Raw genomic sequence first — 16,253 nt, forward strand, 5'->3', positions numbered from 1 at the left:
ACATCGGGACCGGCTCCGCGGTGTTTCACGTGAAACACCGCCGACAACGACGAAGGGCCGCACCCCAGTGGGGTGCGGCCCTTCGTGCGCAGCCCTTAGGCGGCGACGACCTCGATGCCCACGTTCGCGGCCACGTCGGCGTGCAGACGCACGGAGACCTGGTACGAACCGAGGGTCTTGATCGGGGAGCCGAGCTCGACGCGGCGCTTGTCGACCTTCGGGCCGCCCGAGGACTCGATCGCCGTGGCGATGTCGGCCGGGGTCACGGAACCGAAGAGACGACCGGCGTCACCCGCGCGGGTGGCCAGACGGACCTTCACACCCTCGAGCTTGGCCTTGACCTCGTTGGCCTGCTCGATGGTCGCGATCTCGTGGATCTTGCGGGCGCGGCGGATCTGCGCCACGTCCTTCTCGCCACCCTTGGTCCAGCGGATCGCGAAACCACGCGGGACCAGGTAGTTGCGAGCGTAACCGTCCTTGACGTCGACGACATCGCCGGCGGCACCGAGGCCAGAAACCTCGTGGGTCAGGATGATCTTCATTAGTCGGTCACCCTTTCCTTATCGCGCGGTGGACGTGTAGGGCAGCAGTGCCATCTCACGGCTGTTCTTGACGGCCGTGGCGACGTCACGCTGGTGCTGCGTGCAGTTGCCGGTAACGCGGCGGGCACGGATCTTGCCGCGGTCGGAAATGAACTTCCGCAGCATGTTCGTGTCCTTGTAGTCCACGTACGCGGTCTTGTCCTTGCAGAATGCGCAGACCTTCTTCTTAGGCTTGCGCACAGGCGGCTTCGCCATTGTGTCTCTCCTGTGTGATCAAGAAGTGGGGATGCGAGCTGCCCTAGAAGGGCGGCTCGTCCGAGTAGCCACCGCCGGAGCCGCCGGAGCTTCCGCCCCAACCGCCCCCGCCGCCGCCCTGCTGCTGGCCACCGGCCGGCGCGCTGGACGCCCACGGGTCGTCGGAGGGAGCTCCGCCGCCCTGCTGCGGCTGGCCACCAGGGGCTCCGCCCCAGTTGCCACCGCCGCCGCCCTGCTGCTGACCGCCGCCGCCGTATCCACCCTGGCCACCGCGACCGGTGGTCTTGGTGACCTTGGCCGTGGCGTTCTTCAGGCTGGGGCCGACTTCCTCGACGTCCAGCTCGTAGACCGTGCGCTTGACACCCTCACGGTCCTCGTACGACCGCTGCCTCAGCCGGCCCTGCACGATGACGCGCATGCCTCGCTGGAGGGACTCGGCGACGTTCTCCGCCGCCTGCCGCCACACCGAGCAGGTCAGGAACAGGCTCTCGCCGTCCTTCCACTCATTGGTCTGACGGTCGAAGGTGCGGGGGGTGGACGCGACACGGAACTTCGCGACCGCCGCACCCGAGGGGGTGAAGCGCAGCTCGGGGTCGTCGACGAGATTGCCGACGACCGTGATGACGGTCTCGCCTGCCATGGATGAACCTCTCGGCGGGGATTGCTGCTGGGCTGCTGTGCTACTCGATCCCGATTACCGCTGAACCGAAGTTCAGTGGGTCTCGGGGCGAAGGACCTTGGTCCGGAGAACCGACTCGTTCAGGTTCATCTGTCGGTCAAGCTCCTTGACGACCGCAGGCTCGGCCTGAAGGTCGATGACCGAGTAGATGCCCTCGGGCTTCTTCTTGATCTCGTAAGCGAGACGACGACGGCCCCAGGTGTCGACCTTCTCGACCTTTCCGTTGCCCTCACGGACGACAGAAAGGAAGTTCTCGATCAGCGGGGAGACAGCGCGCTCCTCGAGATCGGGGTCGAGGATGACCATCACTTCGTAGTGACGCATGTGGAACCCACCTCCTTTGGACTCAGCGGCCACGGTCGTTCCGTGGCAGGAGGGTCGTGATGCGTAAGCACGGCGTCCGCAGAGCAGACACCGCGCAGCTGTACAGACTACCTGCTCACGTCCTTCCGGTTGAAATCCGGCGGGAGAGGGCCACAATCTGTATCCATCGGGTGTGCTCGGTGCTATGCCCTCGGCCCCTTGCCGGAGGCAGCCCGCAGCACCGCCAGCTTCAGCCAGGAGGTGCCTTCCGATGGCACAGGCAATGCGGCCCCCTCAGATCTCCCTGCTGTCCACCGACGGCAAGCCCCACCCGCTGCAGGACACCCTGATGGCGGTCACTCTGACCCTCGGCGCCGTGGCGTTCGTCACGGCCTTCTTCCACAACCTGCACCTGATCAGCTCGTGGGCAGGGCTGATCGGCATCCTGACCGGCGCGTACGGACAGTTCGTCTCCGTCACGACACGCGAGCGCTTCGCGCTGATCATCGGCCTTGGTGCGTCTGCCATCGGCTTCTACCTCGGCATGTTCCACGGCGGCCTCTTCGGGGGCTGACCGGTCGGAGCGGGACACCTCCGCGGCAGGGCGCCGGACGTGCACCGGCCCGGGCCCACGGCCCGTCCCCCAGAAGGGTGGCGCCCTTGTCGCAGTAGGCTTCGCGCCATAGCCAGCGAAGCCGCCGGAGGAGACGCCCCGCATGAGCCTGTCCCTGAGGACCATCAGCCGAGAGCAGCATCTGGGTTACCTCCAGAGCCTGCCCTCGGCGAGCCACTGCCAGGTCCCGGCGTGGGCCGACGTGAAGAACGAGTGGCGTTCCGAGAACCTCGGATGGTTCAACGAGTCCGACGAACTCGTCGGAGCGGCCCTCGTGCTGTACCGGCAGCTGCCCAAGGTGAAGCGGTACCTCGCGTACCTGCCCGAGGGCCCGGTCATCAACTGGTACGCCCCGAACCTGGAGGAGTGGCTCCAGCCGATGCTGGCCCACCTCAAGCAGCAGGGCGCCTTCACCGTGAAGATGGGCCCGCCCGTCGTCATCCGTCGCTGGAACTCGACCGCCATCAAGGCCGGTATCCAGGACCCGAACGTGAAGCGCCTGCGCGACGTGGAGGCCTCCGTCATCGAGCCCCGCGCCTTCGAGGTGTCGGACAAGCTGCGCCGCATGGGCTGGCAGCAGGCCGAGGACGGCGGCGCCGGCTTCGGTGACGTCCAGCCCCGCTACGTGTTCCAGGTACCGCTGGCCAACCGCTCCCTGGACGACGTCCTCAAGGGCTTCAACCAGCTGTGGCGCCGCAACATCAAGAAGGCCGAGAAGGCCGGCGTCGAGGTCGTCCAGGGCGGCTACGACGACCTGCCGACCTGGCAGCACCTGTACGAGATCACGGCCGAGCGCGACAAGTTTCGCCCGCGTCCGCTCAGCTACTTCCAGCGCCAGTGGACGGCCCTCAACTCCGAGGACCCCAACCGGATGCGCCTCTACATCGCCACGCACGAGGGAGAGCCGCTGGCCGCCGCCACGATGCTCACCGTCGGCCAGCACGTCTGGTACTCGTACGGCGCCTCGGCCAACCACAAGCGCGAGGTCCGCCCCTCGAACGCGATGCAGTGGCGCATGCTGCGCGACTCGTACGCCCTCGGCGCAAGCGTCTACGACCTGCGCGGCATCTCTGACACGCTGGACGAGAACGACCACTTGTTCGGTCTGATCCAGTTCAAGGTCGGCACCGGCGGCGAGGCCGTGGAGTACGTCGGCGAGTGGGACTTCCCGCTCAACAAGGTGCTGCACAAGGCCCTCGACATCTACATGTCGCGCCGCTGACCCGGCAGCACCCCGCCCCACACACAGACAGACAGCACCGCTGCACCACGCAGCTTCTCAGGAGAGGTTCCGGACGGGCATGGCGCTCACGCTCTACGTCGACACCGCGCGCTGGCGTGCGCACCAGAAGCAGATCCAGGACCGATTCCCCGGACTGATCCCGGTCTGCAAGGGCAACGGCTACGGCTTCGGCCATGAGCGGCTCTGCGAGGAGGCGACCCGCATGGGCGCCGACATCCTGGCCGTGGGAACGACGTACGAGGCCGCCAGCATCAAGGACTGGTTCGGCGGCGACCTGCTCGTCCTCACCCCGTTCCGGCGGGGCGAGGACCCGGTTCCGCTGCCCGACCGGGTCATCCGCTCGGTCGCCTCGCTGGACGGGGTGCGGGGTCTGGTGGGGGCCCGGGTGGTCATCGAGTGCATGAGCTCGATGCGCCGCCACGGAATCTCCGAGCAGGACCTCGGCCAGCTGCACGCCGCGATCGAGGATGTCCGCTTGGAGGGCTTCGCCCTCCACCTGCCTCTGGACCGCCCGGACGGCTCGGACGCCGTCGAGGAGGTCATCGGCTGGATGGACCGGCTGCGCGCGGCCCGGCTGCCGCTGCACACCATGTTCGTCAGCCACCTGCGGGCCGAGGAACTCGCGCGGCTGCAGCAGCAGTTCCCGCAGACCCGCTTCCGGGCGCGCATCGGGACCCGGCTGTGGCTGGGCGACCACGAGGCCACCGAGTACCGCGGCGCGGTACTCGACGTCACGCGCGTGGCCAAGGGCGACCGGTTCGGCTACCGCCAGCAGAAGGCCGCCTCCGACGGCTGGCTGGTCGTGGTCGCCGGTGGTACCTCGCACGGCGTGGGACTGGAGGCCCCCAAGGCGCTCCACGGTGTGATGCCGCGAGCCAAGGGTGTCGCCCGGGCCGGCCTGGCCACGGTCAACCGGAACCTTTCGCCCTTCGTGTGGGCGGGCAAGCAGCGCTGGTTCGCGGAGCCGCCGCACATGCAGGTGTCGATCCTCTTCGTGCCTTCGGACGCGACCGAGCCGAAGGTGGGCGACGAGCTGGTGGCCCACCTGCGCCACACCACCACGCAGTTCGACCGGGTGCTCGACGCCTGAGTCCGACCGGTCAGTCCTGGGAGCTCGTGCCCCAGGCGACCCGCTGTTCCTCCGAGGGCGTCGCGTATCGCGGCGCCCTCGCCGCGTCCGACAGCACGAACACGTCGTCGGCCTCGTCCAGAACGCCACCGGAGGGGTCGTCCGAGCCGTCCCGCCGTACGACGTCCCGCTCGGGCATCAGGATGTCCCGGACGATGACCGCGCACAGGTACAGGGTGGTCAGCAGGTGGGCGGCGATCGCCAGCTGGTAGCCCTCCACGGGCAGGCCCTGGTGCTTGTCGCCGCTGGACGTGTAGGCCAGGTAGAACCAGATCCCGAGGAAATAGACGACCTCGCCGGCCTGCCAGATCAGGAAGTCCCGCCAGCGCGGCCGGGCCAGCGCGGCGAGCGGGATGAGCCACAGCACGTACTGCGGCGAGTAGACCTTGTTGCAGAGGATGAAGGCGGCGACGACGAGAAAGGCCAGCTGCGCGAACCGGGGGCGCCGCGGGGCGGTCAGGGTGAGCAGTCCGACGGCGCCGCAGAGCAGGAGCGTCAGCCCGGTCGCGTACGTGTTCGCGCCTTCCAGGGGGTTGCCCGAGCGCTGGGAGATCAGCAGCCACACCGACCCGAAGTCGATCGGCCGTTCCTGGCTGAAGGTGTAGAACTTCGTCCAGCCGTCCCAGGCGAAGAGCATGACGGGCAGGTTCACCAGGAACCAGGCTCCGGCCGCGCCGAGCACGGCGGCGCCGAAGGCGCGCCACTTCCCGGCTCGCCAGCAGAGCACGAACAGTGCCCCGAGGAGCAGCACCGGGTAGAGCTTGGCGGCGGTGGCGAGCCCGATGAGGATGCCGAAGAGGAGGGTCCTGCCGCGGGACCACATGAGCATCCCGGCTGCGGTCAGGGCAATGGCCAGCAGGTCCCAGTTGATCGTCGCCGTCAGGGCGAAGGCGGGCGCCAGGGCGAAGAGCAGTGCGTCCCAGGGGCGGCGGCGGTGCGTTCGGGCGACGCAGACGGCGATGACGGCCGCACAGGCCATCAGCATGCCGGCGTTGACCATCCAGTACATCTGTTCGCGGTGCTGCATGGACCCGCTGCCGGGGGTCAGCCAGGAGGCGATCTCCATGAAGAGCCCGGTGAGGACCGGGTACTCCAGGTACTCCATGTCGCCGGGCAGCCGGTCGAAGTAGGGCGTCAGGTTGTCGGCGAACCCGCGCACCGCGTACAGGTGCGGGATGTCGGAGTAGCAGGCGTGGGTGTACTGGGAGCCGGCTCCCCGGAACCACGCCCAGTCGTAGCAGGGCAGCTTCTGGACCATGCCGAGCGCGAACATGCCGATGGCGATGAGGGCCACGACGCGGACCGGGCCCAGCCAGTGGCCGCCGAGCCTGGCGTAGCGGCCCAGGGGGCCGCCGATGAGCTCACTACCGGCTGCGGCAACCTCGTCCTGCTGCGTGGGCAGTACGGGGCGGTCCTCGTGCACCTTGGTCATGGGGCTCATCCTGCCGTACCGGGCCGGACATGGGAGAAGGCCGTCGCACGGAGGGTGCGACGGCCTTCCTCGGCTCACGGAGCGGCGGAGCGGGTCACTCCTCGCCGGAGTCGCTGATCCCGCTGGTGACGCCGCCCGGGCGGCCCGGGCGGCCCGACTGGGACGGGGACGGCGATCCACTGGATCCGCCGGTGGTACCGGTGATGGTCCCGGTAGTGGTGCCGGTGTTCGTGCCCCCGTTGGTGGTCCCTCGTGTGGTCTCCGGGTCGCAGTACAGCTCCCACGGCCGGCAGGACGGCTTGCCGCCCTTGGACGGGGAGGGGGACGGCGGCGGAGAGCTCGGCGGGATCGTCGACGCGGACGGCGACGGCGGGGCCACGGCCGACGGCGACGGGGAGGGGGCCCCGGCGGAGTCGGCGGTGACGCCGAGGTCCTCGGCCTCCGGGAACTTCGAGACCGGGACGTCCTTGAGCGCCTCGCGCATGTACTCGGTCCAGATCACGGCCGGGATGTCACCACCGTGGATGGAGGGGATGTCACCCACGCCGTTCATGGAGATCAGCTTCTTGTCCGCCGAGTTGGGGTCGGTGCGGAAGAGGACGATCGAGGTGGACAGCTCCGGGGTGTAGCCGACGAACCACGCAGACTTGTTCTCGTCCGTGGTACCGGTCTTGCCGGCGGCCGGCCGGCCCAGCTTCTTGACCTTGGTCGCGGTGCCGTTCTGGACCACGTTCTGCAGGACCTCGGTGACGTTGTCCGCGATGGCGCTGTCCATCGCCCGCTGGTCCTTGGGCTTCTCGAAGCCGGACAGCTTGTCGCCGTCCTTCATGACCTCGGTCACGGAGAACGGCTCGCGGTGCGTGCCGGAGGCGGCGAAGGTCGCGTACGAGTCGGCCATGCGGATGGCGCTGGGGGTCGAGGTGCCGAGGGCCCAGGAGGCGTCGGGGTTCGGGTTCATCGACTCCTCGAGGATGCCGGTGGACTTGGCCAGGGCCCTGACCTTGTCGTGACCGACATCGAAGACGAGCTGGGCGAACGGGACGTTGATGGACTTCTCCATCGCCTCGTTGAGGGTCACGTACCCGAAGGCGGTGGGGCTCTCGTTCTTCTGCTTGAAGGGCCTGCCGGAAGCGTCCCGCAGCGGCTTGCCCTCGCGGTTGTTGATCACCGTGAGGTCGTTGGCCTGGTACTTGCTGTCGACCGAGATGCCCTTGCCCTTGGAGTTCTGGGTGCCGTACTCCATCGCGGCCGCCAGCACGTACGGCTTCCAGGTCGAGCCGACCGGGACACCGCTGGTGTTGGCGTTGTTGCTGAAGTACTTGTGGTCCCAGCCCGGGCCGCCGTACAGGGCGACGATGGCTCCGGTCTTCACGTCCACGGAGGCCCCGCCGAACTGCACGAAGGTATCGGTCTCCGGGCGTTCCTTCTCGTTGATGAAACCGTTGCGGGTGTCCTCGACCGCCTTGACCAGGGCGTCCACCCTGGGCTTCTGGAAGGTGGTCCGGATCCGGTAGCCGCCCAGGGCCATCTGCTCGGGGGTGATGCTCTTGGTCTTCATCACGTACGCCTTGGCCGTGTCGACCAGGTAGCCGATCTGGCCGGTCATACCGCGGGCCGACTCCGACTCGGCGCGCGGCGGGAAGTCGGCGTCCGTGTACTTCGCCCGCTCGGCCTTGTCCATCCGGCCGACCTCGACCTCGCGGTCCAGCACCCAGGACCAGCGCTCCCGGGCCCGCTTCTCGTTGAGTGCGGGGGTGGCCGAGGCGCCGATGCCGCCGTCCGGGTTGTAGAGGTTGGGGCCCTTCAGCACCGCGGCGAGGAAGGCGCATTCGGCGGGGTTGAGGTCCTGGCTGTCCTTGCCGAAGTAGGCGCGGGCAGCGGCCTGGATCCCGTAGGCGTCCCGGCCGTAGTAGGCGGTGTTCAGGTAACCCGCGAGGACGGTGTCCTTCTCCTCGGACACGCCCAGCCTCATCGCGATGAAGAGCTCGGTGGCCTTCCGCTTGAGCGTCTGGTCGGAGTCCAGGTAGGTGTTCTTCACGTACTGCTGGGTGATGGTCGAGCCGCCCTGGGTGGAGCCGCCCGTGGCCATGTTCCACACGGCGCGGGCGATGCCCATCGGGTCCACGCCCTTGTCCGTCTCGAAGGACTCGTTCTCCGCCGCGATCACGGCGTCCCTCATCGACCGGGGGATGCTGGAGATGGGCACGATCTGCCGGTTCATCGAACCGCCGGTGGCGACCATCTGGCTGCCGTCGGCCCAGTAGAAGACGTTGTTCTGCGCCTGGGCGGCCTTGTTCGGGTCGGGCGTGCTCACCATGGCGATGCCGATGCCGGCACCCGCGATGATCACCGCGAAGAAGCCCAGGGCCGTACCGGAGACGAACTTCCAGGACGGCACGAAGCGCTTCCAGCCGTCCCGGTCGGACCGCGGGTAATTGATGAGCCGCTTGTCCGGGCGCCCGGCACCGCGCGCGGCGGTGCCTCTGCCGCGGCCTGCGGGCCCTCTCTGGGCAGCCCGGCGGCCCTCGGCGCGGCCCTGGCCGGGCCGCGGCGCGTAGGGGCCGCTGTGCGACGCCGTGGCGACGTCACGTCCGGCCGGGCCCCTTGCAGGGCGCTGTTGGGCGGCGCGGCGGGCTGAGGCGCGTCCAGCACCCTGGGGCTGCGGCGGTTTGCGGCGGTGCTCGCTCATCGAACGACTACTCCTCGGGCAGGCGAGTGGCCTGGAAGCGGCAGATTAATTCCGGTCTCCCCCCGGTGTCATCGCCCACAGACTACGCACGCTCAAAACGCGCTCAGTGCCGAAGTTCACCCCAAATCAGGCAACCTGCCTGGTGCGAATCGGTGATGTGACACCGGTCACTACGCCTCCCCTTGTCGATCAGGGCGCCCCGTTCTATCGTCTGGATGTATCGAGTCGATACATCAGCTCGGTATAAAGACTCAGGGGCGGAGGAGGGGAAGGCGGATGAGCAGACGCTCAGGCATCCTCGAGTTCGCCGTCCTCGGCCTGCTTCGCGAATCCCCCATGCACGGCTACGAGCTGCGCAAGCGGCTCAACACCTCGCTGGGGGTGTTCAGAGCCTTCAGCTACGGGACGCTCTACCCCTGCCTCAAGACGCTGGTCGCCAACGGCTGGTTGATCGAAGAACCGGGCAACGCCCCGGAGGACGCTCTCGCCGCTTCACTCGCAGGGCGCCGCGCCAAGATCGTCTACCGGTTGACGGCCGCGGGTAAGGAGCACTTCGAGGAGCTCCTCTCCCACACGGGCCCCGACACCTGGGAAGACGAGTCCTTCGCCGCCCGCTTCGCCTTCTTCGGCCAGACCGAACGAGACGTGCGGATGCGGGTACTGGAGGGCCGCCGCAGCCGGCTGGAGGAGCGCCTGGAGAAGATGCGCGCCTCGATCGCCCGGACGCGGGAGCGCCTCGACGACTACACGCTGGAGCTGCAGCGGCACGGCATGGAGTCCGTGGAGCGCGAAGTGCGCTGGCTGAACGAGCTCATCGAGAGTGAGCGGGCGGGACGGGATCGGAGACGAACCGGTCCGTCCGACGAAACTGAAAAATGAGGCCTGCACCTCGCAGACCTCGTCCGAGAACAAACAGGGAGCAACCGGAATGGGTTCGGTTCGCGTAGCCATCGTCGGCGTAGGCAACTGCGCCGCCTCGCTGGTGCAGGGCGTCGAGTACTACAAGGACGCCGACCCGGCGGCCAAGGTCCCCGGTCTGATGCACGTCCAGTTCGGCGACTACCACGTGCGTGACATCGAGTTCGTCGCCGCGTTCGACGTCGACGCGAAGAAGGTCGGCCTCGACCTTTCGGACGCCATCGGCGCCAGCGAGAACAACACCATCAAGATCTGCGACGTCCCGAGCGCGGGTGTGACCGTTCAGCGCGGCCACACCTACGACGGCCTGGGCAAGTACTACCGCATGACGATCGAGGAGTCCGCCGAGGCTCCGGTCGACGTGGTCAAGGTCCTCAAGGACCGCGAGGTCGACGTCCTGATCTGCTACCTGCCGGTCGGCTCCGAGGACGCGGCGAAGTTCTACGCGCAGTGCGCCATCGACGCCAAGGTCGCCTTCGTCAACGCCCTCCCGGTCTTCATCGCCGGCACCAAGGAGTGGGCGGACAAGTTCACCGAGGCCGGTGTCCCGATCGTCGGCGACGACATCAAGTCGCAGGTCGGCGCCACCATCACGCACCGCGTGATGGCGAAGCTGTTCGAGGACCGCGGTGTCCGTCTTGAGCGCACCATGCAGCTCAACGTCGGCGGCAACATGGACTTCAAGAACATGCTCGAGCGCGACCGCCTCGAGTCGAAGAAGATCTCCAAGACGCAGGCCGTCACCTCGCAGATCCCCGACCGTGACCTCGGCGAGAAGAACGTCCACATCGGCCCGTCCGACTACGTCGCGTGGCTCGACGACCGCAAGTGGGCCTACGTCCGCCTCGAGGGTCGCGCCTTCGGCGACGTCCCGCTGAACCTCGAGTACAAGCTCGAGGTGTGGGACTCCCCGAACTCGGCCGGTGTCATCATCGACGCCCTGCGCGCCGCGAAGATCGCGAAGGACCGCGGTATCGGTGGCCCGATCCTGTCGGCGTCCAGCTACTTCATGAAGTCCCCGCCGGTGCAGTACTTCGACGACGAGGCCCTGGCCAACGTCGAGAAGTTCATCAAGGGCGAGGTCGAGCGCTAACCGAACCCAAGGGTCATACCGACACCTGGACTTCGGCTGTTCTTCCGCGGAGGGTCCCCGGGCAATGTGCCCGGGGACCCTCCGCGTATGTGACCCTTGCCCTCATGCCTGTCGTACGTGATCTGCGCGTACTCCTGCGCCTGAGGGATTTCCGCAACCTGCTTGCCGTACGGCTGCTCTCCCAGGCCGCCGACGGCGTCTACCAGGTCGCACTCGCCACCTACGTCGTCTTCTCCCCGGAGAAGCAGACCTCGCCGGCGGCCATCGCCTCCGCCATGGCGGTACTGCTGCTGCCCTATTCGGTGATCGGCCCTTTCGCCGGGGTGCTGCTCGACCGCTGGCGCCGCCGCCAGGTCTTCCTCTACGGCAATCTCCTGCGGGCCTTCCTCGCCTGCGTCACCGGGATGCTGATCGTCGCGCAGGTGCCCGACTGGCTCTTCTACGCCTCCGCGCTGTCCGTGACCGCCGTGAACCGCTTCGTGCTGTCCGGGCTCGCCGCGTCGCTTCCCCGCGTCGTCGGGCCCGATCAGCTGGTCACCGCGAACGCGCTCTCCCCCACCGCCGGAACCCTCGCGGCGGTGGCCGGCGGAGGGCTCGCCTTCCTCGTCCGGCTGCTCGCCTCCGACTCCAACGCCCTCGTCGTCCTCCTCGGAGCCGGGCTCTACCTCTTCGCGGCCCTCGTCTCCCTGCAGCTGGCCATCGGGCTCCTCGGGCCGGACCACCCCGCCGGGCGGGCCCACCCCTCGGTCACCGAAGGGGTCGCCCTCACTGTGCGGGGGATGGCCGAGGGCCTGCGGCACCTCGCTTCCAGGCGCGAGGCGGCCCGGGCGCTCAGCGCGATGACCATGATGCGGTTCTGCTACGGGGCCCTGTTCGTCATGCTGCTGATGCTCTGCCGCTACTCCTGGTCGGACAACGAGTCCGACGGGCTGGCCCTGCTGGGAGTCGCCGTCGGCGCCTCCGGGGCCGGGTTCTTCGCGGCCGCCGTGGTGACCCCCTGGGCGGTGGGCCGACTGGGCCCGCTCGGCTGGATCACCGCCTGCTCCGCGGGCGCTGCGGTCCTGGTGCCCGCCCTCGGCCTGTTCTTCGCCCCGGGACCGATGCTGGTCGCCGCGTTCGTACTCGGTCTCGCCACCCAGGGCGCCAAGATCGCCACGGACACGGAGGTGCAGTCCCGGGTGGACGACGACTACCGCGGCCGTGTCTTCTCGGTCTACGACGTGCTGTTCAACGTGGCGTTCGTCGGTGCGGCGGCCGTGGCCTCCCTGATGCTCCCCACCGACGGGCGCTCGGTGATCCTGATCCTCATCGTGTCCGTGCTCTACGCCGCGACCGCGGTACTGCTGGCCCGGCAGGAGCGACGTTTCACGTGAAACATCACCGCTGACCATCCGCTCGGGGGGATGTTTCACGTGAAACATCCCCCGGCGTTCCTGCCTCAGGCCTGCGCGGCCCACCACTCCTTCAGCGCGACGACAGCCGCATCGCGCTCCATCGGCCCGTTCTCCAGCCGCAGCTCCAGCAGGAAGGCGTAGGCCTTCCCGATCACCGGGCCCGGGCCCACGTCGAGCACCTGCATGATCTCGTTGCCGTCCAGGTCGGGCCGGATCGCGTCCAACTCCTCCTGCTCCTGGAGCTGCGCGATGCGCTCCTCCAGCCCGTCGTAGGTCCGGGACAGGGCATTGGCCTTGCGCTTGTTGCGCGTGGTGCAGTCGGACCGGGTCAGCTTGTGCAGACGCTCCAGCAGCGGGCCGGCGTCACGGACGTAGCGCCGCACCGCGGAGTCGGTCCACTCCCCGTCTCCGTAGCCGTGGAAGCGCAGGTGCAGCTCCACCAGCCGCGACACGTCCTTGACCATGTCGTTGCTGTACTTCAGAGCGATCAGCCGCTTCTTGGTCATCTTCGCTCCCACCACCTCGTGGTGGTGGAAGGAGACCCTGCCGTCGCTCTCGAAGCGGCGGGTGCGGGGCTTGCCGATGTCGTGCAGCAGGGCCGCGAGCCGAAGGACCAGGTCCGGACCGTCCTCCTCGAGTGCGATCGCCTGCTCCAGCACGATCAGCGAGTGGTCGTAGACATCCTTGTGCCGGTGGTGTTCGTCACTCTCCAGCCGCAGCGCGGGCAGCTCGGGGAGCACCCGGTCGGCCAGCCCCGTGTCCACCAGCAGTCCCAGACCCTTGCGCGGGTGGGCGGAAAGGATCAGCTTGTTCAGCTCGCCCTGAACGCGCTCCGCGGAAACGATCTCGATCCGCTCGGACATCGCCTTCATGGCCGCCACGACCTCCGGGGCGACCTCGAAGTCGAGCTGAGCGGCGAACCGAGCCGCGCGCAGCATCCGCAGCGGATCGTCGGAGAAGGAGTCCTCCGGGGTTCCGGGAGTGCGCAGCACGCCGGCGGCCAGGTCCTCCAGGCCGCCGTGCGGGTCGATGAACTGCTGCTCGGGCAGGGCCAGGGCCATGGCGTTGACCGTGAAGTCCCGACGGACCAGGTCCTCGTCGATCGAGTCCCCGTAGGAGACCTCGGGCTTGCGCGACGTACGGTCGTAGGCCTCCGAGCGGTACGTCGTCACCTCGATCTGGAAGTTCCGGACGGCGCCCCCGACGCGGGCGTTCTTCTGCGCCCCGACGGTGCCGAAGGCGATACCGACGTCCCACACCGAGTCCGCCCAGGGCCGGACGATCTTCAGAACGTCCTCGGGGCGGGCATCGGTGGTGAAGTCGAGATCGTTGCCGAGACGCCCCAGCAGCGCGTCGCGGACGGACCCACCGACCAGGGCGAGGCGGAAGCCCGCCTCCTGGAACCGGCGGCCGAGCTCGTCGGCGACAGGAGCGACCCGCAGCAGTTCACTGACCGCGCGGAGCTGCACCTGACTCAGGGCACTGGGGTTGTCTTCGTTGGCATTCGGCACAACTGAAAAGGGTACGTGCCCGACCCACCGGGGGCCGCCCCGTTTTGCAGCCACCCCGGTACCCGGCGGCTCCGCTCCCGAGCCGATCATGTGGAGCAAGGCGCGGCACTCGCACACAGCGGGCCTCGTTACCATGCGTAGACGCACAAAAGACGACCACTGACACTTCGAGGGACGGGCTAGCGCGTGGCCGAGGCGGCAGACATCCAGGGGGCGTGCCCCGCTCCTGTCCGGCGCCGGTGGCTGCGGCGCGCGATCGTTCTGCTCGCCGGGACGCCGGTGCTGGCCGCGCTGATCTACTCTCCCGCGCCCCCGGCGGAGGCCGCGCAGGCCTCCTCCGTGGATGTCCAGCTGGTCTCCATGGCCCCCACCGCGCCGGTCAAGGGCGACACCCTCACCATCCACGGCACCGTGCTCAACACCGGCGCCGAGACGATCACCGACGCTCATGTCGGCCTGCGGGTCGGGCCCGCACTCGCGGACCGATCGTCCATCGACGAGGCGGCGGAGCGGACCGGTTTCCGGGCCGGCGCCGACCCGAGCGAGATCGATCCGGCCTACGCGGTGAAGATCGCCTCCCTGCCCTCCAAGATCAGGCAGGAGTTCACGCTCACGATCCCGGTGAACAAGCTGGAGCTGGACAAGGACGGCGTCTACCCGCTCGGTGTCTCCCTGTCCGGAGTGACCGACAGCCGGCCGTCCGAGCAGGTCCTGGGTATCAAGCGGACCTTCCTGCCCTGGCAGCCCGAGGCCGCCGCCAAGCGCTCCCAGCTCACCTACGTCTGGCCGCTGATCTCCACCACCCGCGTAACGGCGGAGACGGGCTCCGACGAGCTTCAGACCCCGGTCTTCCTCGACGACTCCCTCGCCGATGAGCTCAAGTCGGGCGGACGCCTGGAGCAGATGGTCACCCTCGGCAAGGACCTGCCGATCACCTGGGTCATCGACCCCGACCTGCTCTACACGGTCGACGCGATGACCAAGGGCTACCGGGTCCGCACGCCGGGCGGCAAGCCCGTCCAGGGCAAGAACAGGGCCGTCGCCGAGCAGTGGCTGAGCTCCCTCGAGGCCGCCGTCCAGGGCAAGAAGGTCGTCGCCCTGCCGTTCGCCGACCCCGACCTCGCCTCCCTCGCCCACCACGGCAAGGACGTCTCGGGCACCCTGGGCCAGCTGCGCCCGGCCACCGACAAGGCCAAGCAGGCCGTCGAGACGGTGCTGCACGTCCCGGTGTCCACCGACTTCTCCTGGCCCGTGGACGGCGCCATCGACCCCTCGATCGTCAACGTCGCCACCTCGGCGGGCGCCCACAACGTCCTCACCCGCAGTGACAGCCTCGTGGAGAGCGGCGCCCTCGGCTACACGCCCTCGGCCGCCCGGCCCATCGGCGCCGGCACCACCGCCGTCGTGGCGGACGCCGACCTGTCCACCGCCTTCCAGGGCGACATGCTGAACGCGGGGCCCTCCACGCTCGCCGTGCAGCGGTTCCTCGCCCACAGCCTCGCCCTGAACCTGCAGAAGACCGACGAACAGCGCAGCGTCGTCGTCGCCCCGCAGCGGATGCCCAATGTCAGCCAGGTGCAGACGATGGCCGCGGCCGTACGCGGCCTCCAGGCGGGCCGCTGGACACAGCCCGGGGACCTCGAGGCCGCGGCCGCCGCCAAGCCCGATCCGGGAGCCACCACCCAGGTACCGGGCGCCGGTCAGTACCCCGAGGCCCTGCGCAAGCAGGAGCTGCCGGTTTCGGCCTTCGAGAAGATCCGCACCACGCAGAGCACCCTCGACCGATTCAAGGTCATCCTCGCCGCGCCCGACCGCGTGGAGATCCCCTTCGGCAACACCACCAACCGGGAGATGTCCACGTCCTGGCGCGGGCGTCCGGACGAGGCCCGCGCCTACCGGGACCAAGTGCAGGAGTACCTGATCGGTCTCACCGAGAAGGTCAAGGTCATCCCGAAGTCCGACGCCACGCTGTCCGGTCACAGCGCCACCATCCCGGTCAGCGTGCAGAACAGCCTGGTCCAGGACGTCCACGACCTCGTCCTGCGCGTGAAGTCCGCCAACCCGAGCCGCCTGATGTTCGGCGACAAGGGCGAGGCCGAGCAGCAGGTCACCGTCCAGGGCGACCACACCCAGACCGTCAAGTTCCCCGCCAACGCCACGGCGAGCGGCCCCGTCGAGGTCACGGCGCAGCTGTACACCAAGGACGGCGTTCCCTACGGCAAGGAACGCCGGTTCACCGTCGAGGCCACCGAGATCACGCCCACCGTCATGCTCGTGATCGCCGGCGGTGTGCTCCTCCTGGTCCTGGCAGGCATCAAGATGTACGCCAGCCGCAAGCGCGTCGCGGCACGCGCGGCCGCCGAGGAGAGCACGCAGCCGAGTGACGAGTCCCCGGACACCGGACCGCAAAGCGCGGACGGGTCCGACACGAGTGAGACAGTGAACCGTTGAT

At 68.7% G+C, this 16,253-nt stretch carries 14 protein-coding genes; 7 read left to right on the forward strand and 7 right to left on the reverse strand.

The features are described 5' to 3' along the window. Window positions 1-95 precede the first annotated feature (95 nt). The 4 genes from rplI to rpsF all read right to left on the reverse strand — a co-directional run bounded on the left by rplI (window position 96) and on the right by rpsF (window position 1,800). Window positions 96-542, reverse strand: a complete 447-nt coding sequence (gene rplI, locus IE257_RS27035; RefSeq protein ID WP_030008386.1) for a 50S ribosomal protein L9 — start codon at window positions 540-542, stop codon at window positions 96-98. Window positions 543-560: 18 nt separating this feature from the next. Further along, window positions 561-797 (reverse strand): 30S ribosomal protein S18, encoded by a 237-nt coding sequence (rpsR, locus tag IE257_RS27040; RefSeq protein ID WP_005315025.1) that lies wholly within the window; start codon window positions 795-797, stop codon window positions 561-563. Between the two features lie 43 nt (window positions 798-840). Further along, complete coding sequence (locus IE257_RS27045) at window positions 841-1,437, reverse strand: single-stranded DNA-binding protein (protein ID WP_053167464.1); 597 nt, start codon at window positions 1,435-1,437, stop codon at window positions 841-843. Between the two features lie 72 nt (window positions 1,438-1,509). Further along, complete coding sequence (rpsF, locus tag IE257_RS27050; RefSeq protein ID WP_004950685.1) at window positions 1,510-1,800, reverse strand: 30S ribosomal protein S6; 291 nt, start codon at window positions 1,798-1,800, stop codon at window positions 1,510-1,512. 250 nt (window positions 1,801-2,050) lie between these two features. Here rpsF and IE257_RS27055 point away from each other — a divergent pair, with 250 nt between their 5' ends. From IE257_RS27055 to IE257_RS27065, 3 genes are all read left to right on the forward strand, one after another. Further along, entirely contained in the window at window positions 2,051-2,353 is a 303-nt protein-coding gene (locus IE257_RS27055; RefSeq protein ID WP_030008388.1) for a hypothetical protein, read from the forward strand. A 142-nt stretch (window positions 2,354-2,495) separates the two neighbouring features. Continuing rightward, window positions 2,496-3,614: a lipid II:glycine glycyltransferase FemX gene (locus IE257_RS27060; RefSeq protein WP_030383942.1), complete on the forward strand. Its 1,119-nt coding sequence runs from the start codon at window positions 2,496-2,498 to the stop codon at window positions 3,612-3,614. A gap of 79 nt (window positions 3,615-3,693) precedes the next feature. Next, window positions 3,694-4,725 carry an alanine racemase gene (locus tag IE257_RS27065; RefSeq protein WP_030383941.1) on the forward strand — a complete coding sequence of 344 codons (1,032 nt, stop codon included), beginning with the start codon at window positions 3,694-3,696 and terminating at the stop codon, window positions 4,723-4,725. Window positions 4,726-4,735: 10 nt separating this feature from the next. Here IE257_RS27065 and IE257_RS27070 read toward each other — a convergent pair whose 3' ends face one another. Both IE257_RS27070 and IE257_RS27075 read right to left on the reverse strand, forming a co-directional pair. Beyond that, the gene (locus IE257_RS27070; protein WP_189972511.1) at window positions 4,736-6,196 is read right to left on the reverse strand and encodes a glycosyltransferase family 87 protein; all 1,461 of its coding nucleotides are present in this window, start codon (window positions 6,194-6,196) and stop codon (window positions 4,736-4,738) included. A gap of 94 nt (window positions 6,197-6,290) precedes the next feature. Next, entirely contained in the window at window positions 6,291-8,885 is a 2,595-nt protein-coding gene (locus IE257_RS27075) for a transglycosylase domain-containing protein (protein ID WP_189972512.1), read from the reverse strand. Between the two features lie 276 nt (window positions 8,886-9,161). Between IE257_RS27075 and IE257_RS27080 the strand changes: the two genes are divergently transcribed. The 3 genes from IE257_RS27080 to IE257_RS27090 all read left to right on the forward strand — a co-directional run bounded on the left by IE257_RS27080 (window position 9,162) and on the right by IE257_RS27090 (window position 12,269). After that, window positions 9,162-9,764: a PadR family transcriptional regulator gene (locus IE257_RS27080; RefSeq protein WP_030383938.1), complete on the forward strand. Its 603-nt coding sequence runs from the start codon at window positions 9,162-9,164 to the stop codon at window positions 9,762-9,764. A gap of 49 nt (window positions 9,765-9,813) precedes the next feature. Continuing rightward, window positions 9,814-10,896, forward strand: coding sequence for an inositol-3-phosphate synthase (locus tag IE257_RS27085; protein WP_189972513.1), 1,083 nt, complete (start codon window positions 9,814-9,816; stop codon window positions 10,894-10,896). 104 nt (window positions 10,897-11,000) lie between these two features. After that, entirely contained in the window at window positions 11,001-12,269 is a 1,269-nt protein-coding gene (locus tag IE257_RS27090; protein WP_189972514.1) for an MFS transporter, read from the forward strand. Window positions 12,270-12,334: 65 nt separating this feature from the next. Here IE257_RS27090 and IE257_RS27095 read toward each other — a convergent pair whose 3' ends face one another. Then, entirely contained in the window at window positions 12,335-13,801 is a 1,467-nt protein-coding gene (locus IE257_RS27095; RefSeq protein WP_189972515.1) for a CCA tRNA nucleotidyltransferase, read from the reverse strand. A gap of 186 nt (window positions 13,802-13,987) precedes the next feature. Between IE257_RS27095 and IE257_RS27100 the strand changes: the two genes are divergently transcribed. Beyond that, on the forward strand, window positions 13,988-16,252 hold the full coding sequence (locus tag IE257_RS27100) for a DUF6049 family protein (RefSeq protein ID WP_189972516.1): 2,265 nt from the start codon (window positions 13,988-13,990) through the stop codon (window positions 16,250-16,252). The last annotated feature ends 1 nt before the right edge of the window (window position 16,253 follow it).

The sequence above is a fragment of the Streptomyces avidinii genome, assembly GCF_014650695.1.
Lineage (GTDB): Bacteria > Actinomycetota > Actinomycetes > Streptomycetales > Streptomycetaceae > Streptomyces > Streptomyces avidinii.